Genomic DNA, 17,375 nt, shown 5'->3' with positions numbered 1-17,375 from the left:
AATATTAAAAATTAATCGTATTGATTGATTATCAATAGATAAACATATTTTATATAAATTTAATATAAATTAATTGAGTAAATTATATATAACTTTTTTATAAAATTTATATATACAACATTTTTTTATTTTTATATTATATACTACGGTATTTTAAATATAAAATTTGAAATGTTTTAAGAAATACAATATTATTGCTGTGTTTAAGTATTGATTTAGCGAAAAAGCATGCATTCTATATATAGTTTTTTACTGAACTATATAGTAATGCTTATATATATATTTTCTTACCAATAGTTTTCACTACTAATATTTCCATGGTTTGTTTTAAAATTTTTTGTCATGTTATATTTATTTTGAAGAATATAGCATGTTTCTTTTACCATGTTAGGATTTCCACATAACATTACATGAGATGTATGAGGAGAAATAAAATAGTTAACTGATTTTTCTAATTGTTTAGTTAATAGTAGATATGGTATTCGACCAAAAAGAGATTCTTTTATTTTTTCTCTACTTATGATACTTTTAAAAATGAGTTTTCCATGGTACATGTTTTCTAATTTTTTTATAGTGTTTAAATATGTTAGGTCTTGAGAGTATCTTACTGCATGAATTAGTATTATATGTTTAAATTTTTTTACTTCTTTACTTTTTTGTTGTAATATTGATAAATATGGTCCTATTGCCGTTCCTGTAGCTATCATCCATAATATTTTGCAACTAATAATATTGTTTAATGTAAAACATCCGAATGATTTTTTAGTAATAAAAACTTTATCTTTAGGTTTTAAAGAATATAAAGTGGGACTTAAACATCCTTCTGAAATACGAGAGATATAAAATTCTAATATATTATTGTTTGGAGGATTAACGTAAGAATAAGCTCTTTGTATTCTTTTTTTACTATCTGTTAAAATAGAAATTTTAGAAAATTGTCCGGGGATAAAATCATCTATATTTGCAGTCATAAAAACAGTAAATAATTGTTCTGTCCATTTTTTAATTTTTATAATTTTAGCAGTGGTCCAGTTTGACATAGTTATAAATCCTAGTATTTATTTTTTAGATCTATATTACTTGATTTTTGTTAATGAAGTAAATGAGCATTTTTTAATGTTTTTACTAAAAATTGTTTTTTTATAAATTATTTTTTTAATAAAAATATACATTTGAATTTATTTTTACTAATTATATCTATTTATATAGATATATATACTTATATATTCGCGTTGTTTTTTTAGATATTAATTTTTTTTATTTTATATAAGCTTGAATAGTTTTAACTATTAAAAAAAAACAAAAAAAATATACAGATTTAACATTTGTAGTTTATATAAATAATATAAATTATTTATTTTAAAAATATTTACTTTACTATTTATTGCAATTTTAAAATAATTAATTTCTAAATTATTTAAAATCATGTGATTGAGTAAATGACATGTATCTTTCTATCTCATAGATAGAATTGAGACAGAAAAGATTACAATAATTTAAATTAAATGTAATAAAAATAAAAAAATTTATAAAATAAATCGACTAAGGTCTTCATTACAAATTAGTTTATCTAAATATTTACTAACGTATTCTTCGTCAATAGTAATTGTAACACCTTTATTTTCACTAGCATTAAATGAAATTTCTTCCATTAATTGTTCTAGAACAGTATATAATCTTCTTGCTCCTATATTTTCCATTGATTCATTAACTTTCCAAGCAGCTTTTGCTATAGAAGATATCCCTTCTTGAGTGAAAACAACGTTTACTTTTTCTGTTTTTATTAGTTCTGCATATTGCATAGTAATTGAATGTTTAGGTTCAGTTAAAATTTTTTTAAAATCTTCTATAGTTAACGCATTTAATTCGACTCTGATTGGTAATCTTCCTTGTAGTTCTGGGATTAAATTAGAAGGAGTACATACTTGAAATGCTCCAGAGGCTATAAATAAGATATGGTCTGTTCTGACCATCCCATGTTTCGTAGATACAGTACATCCTTCTATTAAAGGTAATAAATCACGTTGAACTCCTTCTCTAGATATATCAGGACCAGAAGAGCTATTATTATTTCTACAAATTTTATCAATTTCATCAATAAAGACTATTCCATTTTGTTCGACAGCATAAATAGCTTTTTGTTTTAATTTTTCTGGATTCACTAATTTTCTAGCTTCTTCTTCGATTAATAAATTTAGGGCGTCTTTTATTTTAAGCTTTCGTATATTTTTTTTATTTCCACCTACATTTTGAAATAATGATTGTAATTGTCCGGTTAATTCTTCCATTCCGGGTGGAGCCATAATTTCTACTCCTACTGGAGTTACTGCTATATTTATTTCTATTTCTTTGTCGTCTAGTTTTCCTTCTTTTAATTTTTTTCTAAAAGATTCAATAGTAGTTACAGGTTTTTTTAAATTTTCAGGTTCTCCCCATTTGTTTTTTGGAGTAGGAATTAGAACTTCTAATATTCTATCTTCAGCTAGAGTTGATATTTGAGATTTATTTTTTTCAATAATTTGCATGCGTACTATTTTTATAGCTACGTCGGTTAGGTCTCTAATTATAGAATCCACTTCTTTTCCAACATATCCTATTTCTGTAAATTTTGTTGCTTCTACCTTTATAAAAGGCGCTTTAGCTAATTTAGCTAATCTTCTTGCTATTTCTGTTTTTCCAACTCCAGTTGGACCAATCATTAAAATATTTTTAGGCGTTACTTCATATTTTAGTTCTTCATTTAATTGCATTCTTCTCCATCTATTTCTTAAAGCTATAGCTACTGCCCGTTTTGCTTTTGTTTGACCAACAATAAATTTGTTTAGTTCATTAATTATTTCTGTTGGAGTCATTGAAGACATAAAATAATCCTTATTTATCTGAGTTTAATTCTTTAATAGTAAATGAGTGATTAGTGTATATACATATATTTGCAGCAATTTTAAGTGATTTTTCTACTATACTAATAGCTTCAAGTTTAGTGTTTTCCAGTAAAGCTCTAGCTGAAGCTTGAGCATATGAACCTCCTGAGCCAATAGCAATTAAATCATTTTCTGGTTGAACTACGTCTCCATTTCCAGTTATAATTAAAGAAGTACTTTTATTGGCTACAGCTAATAATGCCTCTAATTTTCTCAGAATTTTATCAGTTCTCCAATCTTTAGCTAATTCGATAGCTGCACGTAACAGTTGACCTTGATACATTTCTAATTTTCTTTCAAACAATTCAAATAAAGTAAAAGCATCTGCTGTACTTCCAGCAAAGCCAGCTAATACTTGTTCATGGTAAAGAGATCTTACTTTTTTAACATTACTTTTCATAATAGTATGTCCTAAAGTAGCTTGTCCATCTCCTCCAATAACTACTTTTTTATTTAATCGGACACTTAGTATAGTTGTCATTAATGAATATTTCCTTTTTTAAAATTATGAACATCTTAGTTATAATTATTAAATATAGTTTTATGTATAAACAAATAAAAAAAAAGATATATATATTATATATTATATATATAATATTTTTATATATGTTATTTAGTTTAATATAATCGACTATATTTAGTATTATTATTTAATAAATTGTATGGAGGTTTTCAAAAATTTATGTAGTTAGAGCAAATAAATTAAATGATTAATATTTAAATTATAGTTTTATACAAAAATGAAAAGATACTATAAATAGTAAGGGTTTGTTTTATGGTCATACAACTTTATTGTATAATATTTATTATATAGTTCTAATATTAGGATTAGTTTTATTTGATAGTATATTAATATAATTTATTATTTTTGATAATTGAAATATATATAGCTTTTTAGCTAGACTATAAAACATAGTAAATATATTTTTTTTAGAACGTGGTAAGTACACATTCTCATGTATAATTATTAGTGTTTTACTTTTAAGTATAAAAAATAATAAATAATCTATGTTGTTATAACTAGTATATTTTAAACTAAAAAAAAATATCGTAAGGAATATGTTGATGAAGAAAAATGTGCATCCAAAATATTATAAAATAGTAGCTTCTTGTTCTTGTAATAATAAAATAGAAATATTTTCTACTATAAATGTAGATATTAGTTTAGATGTATGTTCTAAATGTCATCCATTTTACACTGGAAAACAAAGAGTAGTAGATAAAAAAGGTAGAATTGATAGATTTAATAAAAGATTTTCTTTGTTTTCAGAAGGTATAAAGTAGAAATAGTTTAAGTTTACATATTATTAAATTTAGTTAAATTAACATTTAATAATGTTAAACAAAATAAATGTAAATACAAATGTATTAACAATTTAATTTTTTGACATACTTTTCATAATAAATGTGTTGTTTAAATAGTTTTTAATAATTTATTGTATTAGATTTATCTAATTTAGACATTTTATATTTAGATGTATTAAGATACTAAATAGTTTTTAGAAATAATGAATGAGACAAAATAATTGAATATAAATATATATAAAATTGTTTAAAATTAATATTTTTATTAGCGGGAAACGAGATTCGAACTCGCGACCACAACCTTGGCAAGGTTGTACTCTACCAACTGAGCTATTCCCGCAAGTAAGTAAAAATATAATTTAATATTGTAGTGTAATTACGTCTATTATACTTAAATTTACAGTATTTTCAAGTATTCTAGGTTTAATCTATCATTTAGATAAAATAACCTTATGTTAAATCACTTTAACAAAAATTAATAAAGAAATTTTTTTTATAAAATTTTAATTCTTTTATTGATTCTAATAAATCGTTTTTTGCGTTATGAATAGATTTTTTTTTAAATAATTTTAAATAAGGATTCCATCTTTTAATTAATTCTTTTATAGTACTAACGTCTATAGATCTGTAGTGAAAGTACAATTCTAATCTTTTCATATATTTTAATAAAAATTGTCTATCTTTATTTATGCTATTCCCACATAGAGGAGAAGAATTTCGTGGAATCCATTTTTTTAAGAAAAGAATGATTTCTTTTTCAGCTTTTTTTTCGTTATACGAACTAGTTTGTACTCTAGTTAACAGCCCTGTTTTTTTATGTGTTATTCTATTCCATGAATTCATAAGATTTATATTTTTTTTTGATTGATTAATAGCAATACATGGTCCTATAGATAAAATATTTAAATGAATATCTGTAATAATAATTGCTATTTCAATAATTTTGTGAAAATTTGGATTTAAACCTGTCATTTCTAAGTCTATCCATACTAAATTATTAGATTTCATGTATATACTTCTTAATTAGAAAACAGTTGTATTTAAACAAAATTGTTAAAAATAAATAGAACATAATAATTTAATTTAACATTTAGTTAAAAAGATAGTTAGTTTAAAAAATTATATAATAATTTTATTATTGCTTGTATAAGTATAAAAATATAGTATATTAATTTAAGATTCATTAAAATAAAAAAACAAATGATTAAGAAAGTATAAATATATATACTTATAGTATAGAATTGAATTTTATGTGATGTAAGGTACTATTTTGTATATTTTAAACATTAAATAGGATTTACTATATGAACACAATAAATCCAAATGAAACTAATTCTTGGAAAGAGCTTAGTAACCATTTTAAATTTATAAGTAAAATACATATAAAAGATTTTTTTTTAAAAGATTTTAGTAGATTTAAAAAATTTTCATTAATTTTTAAAAACAAAATATTAGTTGATTTTTCAAAAAATAATATTACAAAGAATACAATACAATTACTAATACAACTTGCTAAAGAAATGGGTTTAGAAACAGCTATAAAAGATATGTTTTCAGGTAAAAAAATAAATTATACAGAGAATCAACCTGTTTTACATATAGCATTACGCAATATGGGTCATGATCCAATTGTAGTAGATGGACGAAATGTAATGATAGATGTAAAAAATAGTTTAGAACAAATGAAAGTGTTTTCAAATTTAATAATACAAGGTAAATGGACTGGATATACTAATAAAAAAATTACTGATGTTGTGAATATTGGAATAGGAGGATCTCATTTAGGTCCAAATATGGTGATAGAATCTTTAAAGCAATATAGAAATCATTTGAATGTACATTTTATTTCTAATATTGATTCTTATAATATTTTGAGCATTTTAAAGAAAATAAATTTTGAAACAACTATTTTTTTAATTTCTTCAAAGACTTTTACTACGAAAGAAACAATGACAAATGCGACGACAATAAAAAATATTTTTCTAAAAAAAACAAAAATAAAAAAGAGTTTAGAAAAGCATTTTTTCGCATTAACTACAAATGTACAATATGCTCAAAATTTTGGAATTTCAAAAAACAATATATTCAGATTTTGGAATTGGGTTGGAGGGCGTTACTCACTATGGTCTTCTATTGGACTTTCTATTTCTTTAGCTGTTGGATATAAAAATTTTATTAGTCTTTTACAAGGAGCTTATGACATGGATGTGCATTTTTCTAAAAAAAAATTAGAAGAAAATATACCTGTTATATTGGCGTTAATTGGAATTTGGTACAATAATTTTTTCAATACAGAAACAGAAGCTGTTCTTCCATATAATTATCATATGCATAAGTTTGTAGAGTATTTACAACAAACGAATATGGAATCTAATGGAAAAAATATAAATAAACAAGGAAAAAAAGTATCTTGGCAAACGGGTCCTATAGTATGGGGAGGGGTAGGTACAAATAGCCAACATGCTTTTTATCAATTACTTCATCAAGGAACGAAATTAATTCCTTGTGATTTTATAATTCCTATTAATAAAACAAATAAATTTAAAAAGCATAGTGTTCAATTATTAGCAAATTTTTTAGCGCAGACAAAAGCATTAGCGTTTGGTAAAAATAGTAATGATTTTGAAGAAAATATCAATTTTAATGTAAATCTTACTAACAATGAAAAATTATTTTCAACTTTTAAAAGTTTTGATGGAAATAAACCTAGTAATTCTATTATATTAGATATATTAGATCCATATAATTTAGGTTCATTAATTGCGTTATATGAGCATAAAACATTTGTTCAGGGAGTAATATTTAATATTTATAGTTTTGATCAGTGGGGGGTTGAATTAGGCAAAAAAATGGCTAATGATATTGAAAATAGTATATATAGTACAAATGAATCTAATCTTTCTTTTGATAGTTCGACTAATGGATTAATAAATTTTTGTAGCAAGGTATTATCAAATCGTTAAATTATATGTTGAAAATTAATAGAAAACATTTTAACTAAAAAAAATTTATAATAATAAAGTTATAATTATTTTATTTTAAATAAAAATGTTTTTTTAAAATACTATTTATTTTTATAAGTTATAAATATAGATATCGAAAATATATTTAAAAAACCGTTATTTTAAAAAATATAAATTTATATATACTTGTATAATTATAATTAACCATGTTTTCAGTATACATATATTATATAGATTAAAATATCAATATGTGTAATTAGTATTATTTACAATAAAAATTTTTAATACTTATTTTTTATAATTACATATAGTTTTTAATTTTTAAATTAAAAACAAAATATTAGTTAAAAACTAATTCAAAGAATTATAATAAAAAACAATAATAGTTTTATGTTAAGTTAAATCAAAAAAAAATAAAAGTGTAAAATAGAATATAAAAATTTAATTGTTAATTTATATATATAAAATGCTTAAAAAAGTAACATACTATTTATTAAAGCAAATTAAATAGTTTTTATATATACATAGATATACAGCATTGATTCGTTTTGATAAATTAATGAAGATAATGTTAATTAATAACAAAACAGAGAATAAAAAAAATTTGTTAAGATAATAGAGTGATAAAATAAAATTATATAATGTTGTATAACTTTATTTTGTATATAAAAAAATATAATTTGTGTATTTATTTTAGTTATATTTTTTTAAAAGAACAATTGAGTGCTTTTTTTGAAATATTAAAAATGTTTATCTTATTGATAATAAGTAGCGTTTTTATATTTTAAACGAGAATAATTGATATTAATAAATTAAATAAATTTTATATAATAAATAATCTATTCAGAATAGAAGAAACTATGACATTTAGTAAATCATTTGTGATATTTATTATGGGTCCAACAGCATGTGGAAAAACTTCGTTTGCTATAAATTTAAAAAAAATTCTTCCTATTGAAATTATTAGCGTAGACTCAGGATTAATTTACAAAGGTATGAACATAGGAACTGCTAAACCTACTAGTTTTGAATTATTAAAGGTACCTCATAAATTAATAAATATAAAGGATCCTACTGAAACGTATTCAGTTGCTGATTTTTTTTATGATGCACAAAGAGAAGTAAATAGTATACAGCATAGAGGGAATATTCCAGTTTTTGTTGGTGGGACAATGTTGTATTATAAAGTTTTATTAAATGGATTAAAATTTAGTCCGAAAAAGAGTATAAAGTTAAGAAAATCTATTATTAGTATTTTAAAAAATAAAGGAACACAATATATATATGATTTTTTAAAGAAGAGAAATTCGAAGTTAATTAAAAAAATTCATCCACATGATTCTTATAGATTATTTAGAGCGTTAGAATTAAGTGTTTTATGTAAAAGTAGTTCTTTAACGAAAACTAATGCAGACAATAATAAAAGATTTTTACATAATATATGTCAATTTGCATTAATACCAAAAAATAAGCATACTTTGTATAATAATATAAAACTTCGATTAAAAATTATGTTGGAATCAGGTTTTGAAGACGAAGTAAAAATTATCTTGTCTAAAAAAAATGTTCATGAAAATTTGCCGTCTATGCGTTGTGTTGGTTATAGACAGATGTATAAATATCTAACTAATAAAATAAATTACAGTCAATTAGTTTGTGAAATAATGAAAGCTACTGTTTTCTTAGCAAAGAGACAAATGACATGGATTCGTAGTTGGAGTTCTTTATATTATTTAGATTCTGAAAATAAAAAATTAGCTATTAACACATTATTAACCATCTTAAATAAACAGAAATATATTTAGATTAAATAAATTTAAATATATTTAAATTATAAATGTATAACATTGCTTAGTTTTAAATAATTTTAAAAAAAATAGTTAATAGAAAAATTGATGATCAATTATCTTTTTCATATAAATGAAATTCTTTCATGTTTTTAATTATTTAAATTATATTTAAATAATTAAACGGTATATAATAAAATTAGTACTAGAAAGAGTGTATGAGGGGATAGTTATGTCAGATAAAAAAAAATCTAATAAGATACAAAGGGATGTTTGGGGATATAAAAAACCGAAAGTTAATGCTGTTCTTAAAGATAACAAATCATCAAAAATTAAAAATAAATATAATAAAGAAAATGATGTATTAAATTTCAATGATTCAAGTTGCAAAAATAAGAAAAGAAAAAATTTTTTTACAAAGTTAAAAAAAATATTTAAATATTTTGCATTTATTTTTTTATTTTTTTGGATGTTAACTGGTTTATATTTATTCCATTGTTCGAGTCAGAAAACTCTAAATTTTTTTTGGAGAATTAGTAATTTTATACAACCAGGGTTTGATTGGAATAAAAGATTTACAGGTTTATTAGATTTAACTGAATGTAAAAATGTGAAAAGTAAAATTATTTCTATTAAACTTCCTACTAACAATGATTGTAAAGTACAAGTAAAAATAGAATTTTGTTATAAAATTTTTAATCCAACGCAATATTTTTTTTTAGTTAAAGAAGAAAAAATTGATATGTATTTAGATGAAGCTTTATTAAACTGTTCCAAAAAAATAATTGAACAATGTTCAACTGATGATATATTAAGTTCTAAAATAATTGATATTCAAGAAAAAATTTTTAATGAAATGTGCAAACAAAAAATATTAAATAGTATTGGAGTTCATGGAAAAGAAATTAAGATACATAGTATAAAATTAGTTAAAGACTATGTCAAAGAATTAAATGTACTATAGAAAATAATATAAAAGTTATTATTTATCAGTAGTTATATGTAAATATATGTGTATGTACTTTAACGCATTTAGTTTAATAATTATTTAAAATTTAATAAAAATGATATATGTAAATATATAAAAATATATATTATTTATATATATATAATTTTTTTTATTTTTTTTTAGTAAATAAATAGTAAATCTCATTTGTTAATACAACTGATTAATTTACTAAAAAATGTTAATATAATGTCTTATTTAGTACTATAAGTTTAGTTTAAGTATAAAATGTTTTTTTACTTTATAAAAATTAAAATCTTTAATAGATAAAGCAATATATATATATTTACTTTTTTAGAAAAAATATTTGTTATAGTATAAGTATAGATTTTATTTTTATAAAAAAAAATCTATATAAGATTATTTTTTTTTGAATAAATGTTTTATATGTAAATACAATACATAAATATTTTTTTTAAAATGTAAAGCATTAAATAATTTTACATCGTTGATAACGTTATATTATTTATGTTAATTAATCATTTAATTTTTATACAGTATAATACTATTTAAAATAATTAAATAACATAAAGTTTATTTTATTAATAGAGTAAAATGCTAGAATTGATAATAAATATTGATTATATTAATGTTTAATTATGACTTATAATTAAAAAATATCTGTGTATTTATTTAGATATATATTGATTTTTAATATGTGTAATAAAAGATTTTTTATAAAATAGAGATTTTTAGTTTATCTTTTACATAATTAGTTTTATTTAAAAATAAAAAACATAAAAAAAGTAGTATTTTATATATAAAAATATTTTTTTTTAATTTATACAATAAAAATTGTATATATAAAACATAAGAAAATATGTTTATCTTTAAATTTTTAATTTTGAATTATACACATAACATATAGGAATACTAATTATGAATATCGGAAATAGTTTAAATCGTTATGAACAAAGGATATTCAATAATGAAAAATAAAAGAATAGTTATATTAGGAATGCAGTGGGGGGATGAAGGCAAAGGTAAAATTGTTGATTTATTAACTAAATTTGTTAATTATGTAGTTCGATTTCAAGGAGGTCATAATGCTGGGCATTCAATCGTTTTAAATAATAAAAAAACTATATTGCATATGATTCCTTCTGGAATTTTAAATAAAAACGTAATATGTATTATTACTAACGGTGTGGTGCTATATCCATGTAATTTTATAAAAGAAATTAATATACTTAAAAAACAAGGAATTTTAATAAAAAATAGATTGTTCTTATCTGAATCGATCCCATTATTGTTAGAGTACCATATAGCTATCGATAAAGCTCGAGAAAAATTTTGCGGTTCAAAATCTATTGGTACAACAGGTAGAGGTATAGGTCCTTCCTATGAAGATAAGATAGCTAGGAGATGCTTAAGAATTGGAGATTTAAAGGATGTAAATTATTTTCAAAATCATGTAAAAGAAAATTTAGATTTTTACAACTTTCAATTAATCAATTTTTATAAAGAAAAGAAAGTAGAATATTCTGCAGTAATAAATGAGTTACACAAATATAGAGAGTATTTACTAAGTTTAGTTATAGACGTACATAGTACGTTGCATAAAATAATTAAAAAGAAAAAAAATATTATATTTGAGGGGGCTCAAGGTTCTTTGTTAGATATAGATCATGGAACATATCCATATGTGACGTCTTCTAATAGTACGATTGGTTCTGTTTTTTCGGGCACAGGAATAGGATTTTCTGCTATAAATTATATTTTAGGTATTGTAAAGTCATACTCTACTCGAGTAGGCAATGGACCTTTTCCAACAGAACAATTTGGAACTATAGCAGATAGTATATGTAAAATAGGAAATGAGTTCGGTTCTACTACTGGAAGAAAAAGAAGGATAGGTTGGTTAGATTTAGTTTTAGTTAAGTATGCAGTGCAGTTAAATTCGTTAAATGGAATATGTTTAACTAAACTAGATGTATTAGATACTTTAAAATTAATAAATGTTTGTATAGGTTATAAACATATAAAAACAGGTAAAAAAATATATAATATTCCATGTACTATAAATGATTGGAAAAATATAGTACCTATTTATAAAAAGTTTTTAGGATGGAATAAATCTACATTCGGAATAACTGAGTGGAATTTATTACCGGATGCTGCGAAGGATTATATTAAGTATATAGAAAAGATACTAAAAGTTCCTGTAGTAATAATTTCTACTGGTCCAGCAAGAGAAGATACAGTTTTTATAAATAAAAATTTTTAAAGTACGTTTAAAAAAACAATAATTTAGTGTAATTAAACAGTTGTTTCATATGTAAAAGTACAATTTTCTTATTATTAAAAAATCATTCATATTAAATGTTAAAACAATAAATTCATTCTTAATTTTTTAAGTTTTTATTAATTAAATAAATTATCAATAACATATTTTTTAGTCTAATCTTACATAAAAAATATTAACTTTATTTTAAAAATAAAATATATTAAAGAATGTTTTTATAATTAAATGTATATGAATTAAATGTAGGAGCTAATAGTTATGGTAGTCAGTGTCTACAAAAAAAATAGGTCAATTGTATTTTTAAAAAATTTACTTCTTTCTTGGATGAAGAAGAATAATAAAAGTATTATTACTATAGAACAAATAGAAAAAGTATTTAAAATAGTTAGTTTAGAAGAAAAGAAAAAGTTAAAGAATACTTTAGGTGAAATGGGAAAAAGAAAAGAGTTATTATTAATTAGAAAATCAACATATATTTTGATAAATAAAAAAAACATACTTAAAGGAACAGTAGAAGGTCATCGCAATGGTTATGGTTTTTTTAATAATGCATATCTAAAAGAAAGTTGTTGGTTATCTAAAAGACAAATGAAAAATTGTATACATGGAGATTCAATTTCTGCATATGTTTTTAAAATGTCGGATAAAAAAAGATATGAAGCTATAGTTATTAAAGTAAATACCGTGAATTCATTATTTATAATTGGGAAATGTTTTAAACGTAATGATAAATTTTTAGTTTTTCCTTATGATTTGAGATTTAATTTTCAAATATTAATAGTTGATAAAAACAAAAATAAATTTATTAAATCAGGTTTTATAGTGATAGTAAAACTTATTAAAAGAGCTACAAAAACTAAGATTGCTACAGGAATAGTATATAAATTACTTGGAAAAACGATGAATGCAGTATTAGCAGCGCAAATAGCACTGCATAATTATTTTATTCCAAAAAAATTTTCTAAAGATGTTCAACGAGAAGTAATTAAATTAGATGAAGATTTTCCTGATGATATAGTTAATAATTATGTAGATTTAAGAAGTTTACCTTTAGTAACAATAGATGACGAAGAAGCTTTTGATTTTGACGATGCTATATGTTGTAGAATTAATCCAAACGGTACTTGGAATGTATGGATTGCTATTTCAGACGTCAGTTATTATGTAAAACCTAACTCATTATTAGACAAAGAAGCTAAAAATCGTAGTACATCTGTTTATTTTCCTTCTTATTCTGTTTCAATGTTTCCAAAAAAAATATCCGATAATTTGTGTTCGTTAATTCCTAAAAAAGATAGATTAACTTTAGTTTGTGAAATAGTGTTATCAGTAAAAGGAGAGATTTTAAATTACAAACATTATCAAGCAATTATAAATTCTCATGCTCGTCTTACTTATACAGAACTTTATAATATCTGGCAGAACAAAAAATTAGTATGTATTAAATACAATAATTTATTAAAAGATTTACACTGTTTATATCAATTATATTTAGTTTTAAAATCTTCTCCAGTATTACAAAATAAAATTTCTTTTAAAAAACAAGAGTATAAGATAAAACTGTCATCTTCTTTAAAAATAAAAGATATTTATAAAAAGAATATATATAATTCTCATGAATTAATTGAATTATGTATGGTTTTAGCTAATTTAGTAACAGCTCAATTTTTAATAAAAAACGAATCCTTTATACCGTTTAGAAATCATGAACCTCCTGACGAAAAAAGTGTTAAGAATTGTCAAGAAATGTTATATCATTTAGGTTTTTGTTTAAATAAAAATATTTCGCCTTGTGCTATGGATTATTCAGCTATATTAAAACAATTATTCACTCACTCTCATTATGAAATTGTTCAAGAATTATTATTGCGTTCTATGAAGTCAGCTGTTTATAATGTAAATAACAAAGGTCATTTTGCATTGTCCTTACGTTGTTATACACATTTTACTTCTCCGATAAGACGTTATCCAGACTTATTAGTACATAGGGTTTTAAAAGATCATATTTTAAAAAGAATAGATAAAACAAGATACCTTTCAAACAAAAATGTTTTATTTTTTAAAGATAAGATGAAGAAAATAGCTCATCATTGTTCTTTTGCTGAAAGAAGAGCTGAATGTGCGGTAAGAGACTCTATAGAATGGTTAAAATGTGATTTTGTAAAGAAAAAATTAGGAGAAGAATTTGAAGGAACAATTTTTCATGTTGTTGAGTTTGGATTTTTTGTAAGATTATCTAGGTTTTTAATTGATGGTTTAGTGCATGTATCTACTTTAAGCAATGATAAGTATTTATATGATCATCAGAAACAAAAGTTAGTTGGAAAATCTTCAGATTTGTTTTTTTCTTTAGGAGATAAAGTAATAGTTAAAATACATACTGTTTCTACTGAATCTAGAAAAATCGAATTCTTGTTTTTATCAAAAAAAAAATTTTCAAAAGCGTCCAAATTTTTTATAAATTTGTGATTATATTATTTAATAGTAATTAACTATTTTATTTAAAACAAGATAAGTTTATTGGTATTTAGTTTAGAAAATTGTATTTTCCAATATGTAATTTGACAAATGATAAAATAAATACATATAAATTAAGTTTTAAAGAAAAAAATCATTGTTACAGTTTAATCCTTGATTAAATAAATTTATATATATTGAGTTTTTTACTTATATAATATATATTGAAAAGAGTTGTGTAGTATTAAGTACTTTTATTGTTTTTATAAACATATAGTATGAGTAAACAAAGTTAAATGATAGACGAGGTTTTTAATGAAATACTATGAGATAGTTATAATGATACATCCGGATAAAAGTGATAAAGTAAAAAACTTTATAAGTAATTACGATAAGTTTATTGTAGAAAAGCAAGGTAAAATTCATAGAACTGAAGATTGGGGTAGAAGACAATTAGCTTATCCTATAAAAAAATTGCAAAAAGCTCATTATATATTAATGAATATTGAATTAAATTCAAATTATATTAATGATGTTAGAAAAAAAATACAATTTGACAATTTTGTTATACGGCACTTAATTATGTGCACTATAAAAAATAACGTTACTCCTTCTATTATGATGAATGTTTCAAAAGAACAACAAGATAAAAAATTATCTTCAGTAACTAATAGATCGTTTGCATCATAAAATGTAACTATAACTATTTATTATAGTATTAACTAATAGAATATGTTTTGTAGAGTTTGTTAATTAAAATTGCTCAGGAAATCAATATGGTAAGGTATTTTAGAAGAAGAAAATTTTGCAGATTTACTGCAGATAAAACTTTAGAAATAGATTATAAAGATATAAATATGCTAAAAAACTATATAACAGAAAGTGGAAAGATAGTTCCTAGTAGAATTACTGGAACTAAAGCAAGATATCAACGTAGGTTAGCTCAATCTATTAAAAAAGCTAGATATCTTGCTCTTTTACCATATACAGATTTACATAAATAATATGTATTTTTTTTAGAAAAAGAAGAGAAATTATGAGACTAATTCTTTTAGAAAAAATGAAAAATATAGGAAATGCAGGACAAGTTGTAGAAGTCAAATCAGGTTATGCTCGTAATTTTTTAATACCTAAAGGTAAAGCTATTTTTGCTAGCAAAGAAAATATTAAAAAACATGAGTTAAATAAACGAGAATTAGAAAAAAAATCACTTGAAAAAATTTTAAATGCTAAAGATAAGATAAATAAACTAAAATCATTAGGTACAGTTGTTGTTTATTCTCAAGCTGGAAGTAAAGGAAAGTTATTTGGTTCTGTGGGTCCTTCAGAAGTAGTCTCCGCAATAAAATTGTTAGGAATGGAAGTAAATAAAAAAGAATTAATGTTTAATAGTGGTAATTTACATTATATAGGTGTACACACTATAGTTTTTCAACCACATAAAAAAGTAAAAACAGATTTTTTAGTAGAAATTATCCCATGTTAATGTAAAAACATAACTATTTATTTAGTTGTATACAATTATTGTAAATTATAAATACATTTTAGGTATAATTTATGTTTACAAAACAATTAAATTTGCAAATTTTTTTTTAGAACAAAATTATAAAGTTGAACTGTAGTTAAAAAAATGAAAAATAAACAAAATTATATAATACAGTACAAAGTTTTAGATCCTAAAATAGGAACAAAATTTTCTATTCCAAAGTATGCCACTGATGGGTCTTCAGGTTTAGATTTGGTAGCATGCATTAATAAAAATATGGATTTGGTTCCAATGAAAAGTATTTTAGTTTCCACTGGAATAGCTATTTATATATCTGATCCAAGTATTACTGGAATTATTGTTCCTAGATCTGGATTAGGACATAAAAAAGGAATTATTCTAGGAAATACAGTAGGTTTAATAGATTCAGATTATCAAGGCGAACTTATGATTTCAGTTTTAAATAGAACTAATAAAAAAATTCTAATTTTTCCTGGAATGCGTATTGCTCAAATTATATTTGTTCCTATTTTAAAACCAATATTTGAAATAGTACAAACATTTAAAAAAAACACACATAGAAATATAAACGGATTTGGACACACTGGAATAGTATAAATATTATTTTTGATAAATAAAAAAAATAAAAATTGAAATCTAAAAATATTTTTTACTTAAAAAATAAGAATACGAATTTTTATATATAAAATTTAATCAATGTTACTGTCTATAGTTTAATTATATAAATATAATCATAGATATAAATATACTATGGTAGTGTTTGAAATAAAGAATTAATTTTTAGTAAATATATATTTATATAGTGCATATATTTATAGAATTCACATTTTTGACCCCTGCTGGATTTGAACCAGCGACCAAGCGATTATGAGTCGCTTGCTCTTACCACTGAGCTAAGGGGCCGAAATATTTTTTATTATACCATATATAATAAGAATTTATCTATATAAATTTCTTTATATAAAGTGAAAAATTTCCAATTTATCTGTTAGAATTAATTATTTTTATATAGATACGAAAAAAAAATTTATAGTTTTGACAACTTTTATTTTTATTGATATTATATATATAATTCCTCTGTAGTTCAGTTGGTAGAACAGCGGACTGTTAATCCGCATGTCACTGGTTCGAGCCCAGTCGGGGGAGAAATACTATTTACTATTAAGTAATAGTAATGTTTTTAT

At 22.2% G+C, this 17,375-nt stretch carries 14 protein-coding genes and 3 tRNA genes; 11 read left to right on the top strand and 6 right to left on the bottom strand.

What is annotated here, in order from left to right; all coding sequences use genetic code 11:
• Positions 1 to 287: 287 nt before the first annotated feature.
• The 3 genes from AB4W63_RS02330 to hslV form a co-directional block, all read right to left on the bottom strand.
• Positions 288 to 1,040, bottom strand: coding sequence for a ferredoxin--NADP(+) reductase (locus AB4W63_RS02330; protein ID WP_367680975.1), 753 nt, complete (start codon positions 1,038 to 1,040; stop codon positions 288 to 290).
• Between the two features lie 486 nt (positions 1,041 to 1,526).
• Positions 1,527 to 2,861 carry an HslU--HslV peptidase ATPase subunit gene (gene hslU, locus AB4W63_RS02325; RefSeq protein WP_367680974.1) on the bottom strand — a complete coding sequence of 445 codons (1,335 nt, stop codon included), beginning with the start codon at positions 2,859 to 2,861 and terminating at the stop codon, positions 1,527 to 1,529.
• A gap of 10 nt (positions 2,862 to 2,871) precedes the next feature.
• On the bottom strand, positions 2,872 to 3,402 hold the full coding sequence (gene hslV / locus AB4W63_RS02320; RefSeq protein ID WP_367680973.1) for an ATP-dependent protease subunit HslV: 531 nt from the start codon (positions 3,400 to 3,402) through the stop codon (positions 2,872 to 2,874).
• A gap of 584 nt (positions 3,403 to 3,986) precedes the next feature.
• On the opposite strand from hslV, the gene rpmE reads away from it, so the two are divergent.
• Positions 3,987 to 4,205, top strand: coding sequence for a 50S ribosomal protein L31 (gene rpmE, locus AB4W63_RS02315; RefSeq protein WP_367680972.1), 219 nt, complete (start codon positions 3,987 to 3,989; stop codon positions 4,203 to 4,205).
• 288 nt (positions 4,206 to 4,493) lie between these two features.
• Here the strand turns inward: rpmE and AB4W63_RS02310 are convergent.
• Positions 4,494 to 4,566: transfer RNA gene (locus tag AB4W63_RS02310), tRNA-Gly, on the bottom strand.
• A 125-nt stretch (positions 4,567 to 4,691) separates the two neighbouring features.
• The gene (orn, locus tag AB4W63_RS02305) at positions 4,692 to 5,234 is read right to left on the bottom strand and encodes an oligoribonuclease (RefSeq protein ID WP_367680971.1); all 543 of its coding nucleotides are present in this window, start codon (positions 5,232 to 5,234) and stop codon (positions 4,692 to 4,694) included.
• A 296-nt stretch (positions 5,235 to 5,530) separates the two neighbouring features.
• On the opposite strand from orn, the gene pgi reads away from it, so the two are divergent.
• The 9 genes from pgi (at position 5,531) to dut (ending at position 16,788) form a co-directional block, all read left to right on the top strand.
• Positions 5,531 to 7,189: a glucose-6-phosphate isomerase gene (gene pgi, locus AB4W63_RS02300; protein WP_367680970.1), complete on the top strand. Its 1,659-nt coding sequence runs from the start codon at positions 5,531 to 5,533 to the stop codon at positions 7,187 to 7,189.
• An 860-nt stretch (positions 7,190 to 8,049) separates the two neighbouring features.
• A complete protein-coding gene (gene miaA / locus AB4W63_RS02295) occupies positions 8,050 to 8,994 on the top strand; it encodes a tRNA (adenosine(37)-N6)-dimethylallyltransferase MiaA (RefSeq protein WP_367680969.1) in 945 nt (314 codons plus the stop codon).
• Positions 8,995 to 9,208: 214 nt separating this feature from the next.
• A complete protein-coding gene (locus AB4W63_RS02290) occupies positions 9,209 to 9,940 on the top strand; it encodes an SPFH domain-containing protein (protein WP_367680968.1) in 732 nt (243 codons plus the stop codon).
• A 970-nt stretch (positions 9,941 to 10,910) separates the two neighbouring features.
• Positions 10,911 to 12,209, top strand: coding sequence for an adenylosuccinate synthase (locus tag AB4W63_RS02285; RefSeq protein WP_367680967.1), 1,299 nt, complete (start codon positions 10,911 to 10,913; stop codon positions 12,207 to 12,209).
• 276 nt (positions 12,210 to 12,485) lie between these two features.
• Entirely contained in the window at positions 12,486 to 14,696 is a 2,211-nt protein-coding gene (gene rnr / locus AB4W63_RS02280) for a ribonuclease R (protein WP_367680966.1), read from the top strand.
• Between the two features lie 303 nt (positions 14,697 to 14,999).
• The gene (gene rpsF / locus AB4W63_RS02275) at positions 15,000 to 15,374 is read left to right on the top strand and encodes a 30S ribosomal protein S6 (protein WP_367680965.1); all 375 of its coding nucleotides are present in this window, start codon (positions 15,000 to 15,002) and stop codon (positions 15,372 to 15,374) included.
• Positions 15,375 to 15,460: 86 nt separating this feature from the next.
• Complete coding sequence (gene rpsR / locus AB4W63_RS02270; RefSeq protein WP_158342103.1) at positions 15,461 to 15,688, top strand: 30S ribosomal protein S18; 228 nt, start codon at positions 15,461 to 15,463, stop codon at positions 15,686 to 15,688.
• 32 nt (positions 15,689 to 15,720) lie between these two features.
• A complete protein-coding gene (gene rplI / locus AB4W63_RS02265) occupies positions 15,721 to 16,170 on the top strand; it encodes a 50S ribosomal protein L9 (RefSeq protein ID WP_367680964.1) in 450 nt (149 codons plus the stop codon).
• Positions 16,171 to 16,314: 144 nt separating this feature from the next.
• The gene (gene dut / locus AB4W63_RS02260) at positions 16,315 to 16,788 is read left to right on the top strand and encodes a dUTP diphosphatase (protein WP_367680963.1); all 474 of its coding nucleotides are present in this window, start codon (positions 16,315 to 16,317) and stop codon (positions 16,786 to 16,788) included.
• Positions 16,789 to 17,021: 233 nt separating this feature from the next.
• On the opposite strand, the gene AB4W63_RS02255 is transcribed toward dut, so the two are convergent.
• A tRNA-Ile gene (locus tag AB4W63_RS02255) sits at positions 17,022 to 17,094 on the bottom strand.
• Between the two features lie 170 nt (positions 17,095 to 17,264).
• On the opposite strand from AB4W63_RS02255, the gene AB4W63_RS02250 reads away from it, so the two are divergent.
• Positions 17,265 to 17,337 (top strand) — tRNA-Asn (locus AB4W63_RS02250).
• Positions 17,338 to 17,375: the final 38 nt, after the last annotated feature.

Origin of the sequence: Buchnera aphidicola (Anoecia corni) (assembly GCF_964056675.1) — a bacterium.
Taxonomy (GTDB): Bacteria; Pseudomonadota; Gammaproteobacteria; order Enterobacterales; family Enterobacteriaceae; genus Buchnera_E; species Buchnera_E aphidicola_B.
Note: the sequence above shows the minus strand (reverse complement) of the source record. Positions and strands in the feature narration are given on the sequence as shown.

What these genes read in the sequence shown, in the direction of transcription:
- AB4W63_RS02330 (WP_367680975.1), bottom strand. Translation starts at nt 1,040, where the DNA reads ATGTCAAACTGGACCACTGCTAAAATTATAAAAATTAAAAAATGGACA.
- hslU (WP_367680974.1), bottom strand. Translation starts at nt 2,861, where the DNA reads ATGTCTTCAATGACTCCAACAGAAATAATTAATGAACTAAACAAATTT.
- hslV (WP_367680973.1), bottom strand. Translation starts at nt 3,402, where the DNA reads ATGACAACTATACTAAGTGTCCGATTAAATAAAAAAGTAGTTATTGGA.
- rpmE (WP_367680972.1), top strand. Translation starts at nt 3,987, where the DNA reads ATGAAGAAAAATGTGCATCCAAAATATTATAAAATAGTAGCTTCTTGT.
- orn (WP_367680971.1), bottom strand. Translation starts at nt 5,234, where the DNA reads ATGAAATCTAATAATTTAGTATGGATAGACTTAGAAATGACAGGTTTA.
- pgi (WP_367680970.1), top strand. Translation starts at nt 5,531, where the DNA reads ATGAACACAATAAATCCAAATGAAACTAATTCTTGGAAAGAGCTTAGT.
- miaA (WP_367680969.1), top strand. Translation starts at nt 8,050, where the DNA reads ATGACATTTAGTAAATCATTTGTGATATTTATTATGGGTCCAACAGCA.
- AB4W63_RS02290 (WP_367680968.1), top strand. Translation starts at nt 9,209, where the DNA reads ATGTCAGATAAAAAAAAATCTAATAAGATACAAAGGGATGTTTGGGGA.
- AB4W63_RS02285 (WP_367680967.1), top strand. Translation starts at nt 10,911, where the DNA reads ATGAAAAATAAAAGAATAGTTATATTAGGAATGCAGTGGGGGGATGAA.
- rnr (WP_367680966.1), top strand. Translation starts at nt 12,486, where the DNA reads ATGGTAGTCAGTGTCTACAAAAAAAATAGGTCAATTGTATTTTTAAAA.
- rpsF (WP_367680965.1), top strand. Translation starts at nt 15,000, where the DNA reads ATGAAATACTATGAGATAGTTATAATGATACATCCGGATAAAAGTGAT.
- rpsR (WP_158342103.1), top strand. Translation starts at nt 15,461, where the DNA reads ATGGTAAGGTATTTTAGAAGAAGAAAATTTTGCAGATTTACTGCAGAT.
- rplI (WP_367680964.1), top strand. Translation starts at nt 15,721, where the DNA reads ATGAGACTAATTCTTTTAGAAAAAATGAAAAATATAGGAAATGCAGGA.
- dut (WP_367680963.1), top strand. Translation starts at nt 16,315, where the DNA reads ATGAAAAATAAACAAAATTATATAATACAGTACAAAGTTTTAGATCCT.